Source organism: Pseudomonas sp. 51_B (assembly GCF_017491595.1).
GTDB lineage: Bacteria > Pseudomonadota > Gammaproteobacteria > Pseudomonadales > Pseudomonadaceae > Aquipseudomonas > Aquipseudomonas promysalinigenes.
Genome location: NZ_JAFGYW010000595.1, coordinates 1 through 242, shown reverse-complemented (window position 1 = coordinate 242; position 242 = coordinate 1). Strand labels below are relative to the sequence as shown.

Annotated in this window: 1 protein-coding gene; it reads left to right on the top strand. The window is 59.9% G+C overall.

From position 1 onward, the window contains the following. Positions 1–13: 13 nt before the first annotated feature. A partial coding sequence (locus J5M56_RS26340; protein ID WP_347709445.1) for an amino acid permease occupies positions 14–242 on the top strand: 229 nt, incomplete at its 3' end.

The window sequence follows — 242 nt, the reverse complement described above, 5'->3', positions numbered from 1 at the left end:
ATTAGTTGCACTTGTGGTCGGCTCGATGATTGGTGGCGGGATCTTTTCGCTGCCGCAGAACATGGCCGCCAGTGCCGGCGTCGGCGCGGTTCTAATTGGCTGGGCAATCACCGCAGTGGGCATGCTGGCCTTGGCGTTCGTGTTCCAGACGCTGGCCAACCGTAAACCTGAACTGGACTCGGGAGTCTATGCCTACGCCAAAGCTGGCTTCGGCGAGTACATGGGGTTTTCCTCGGCATGGG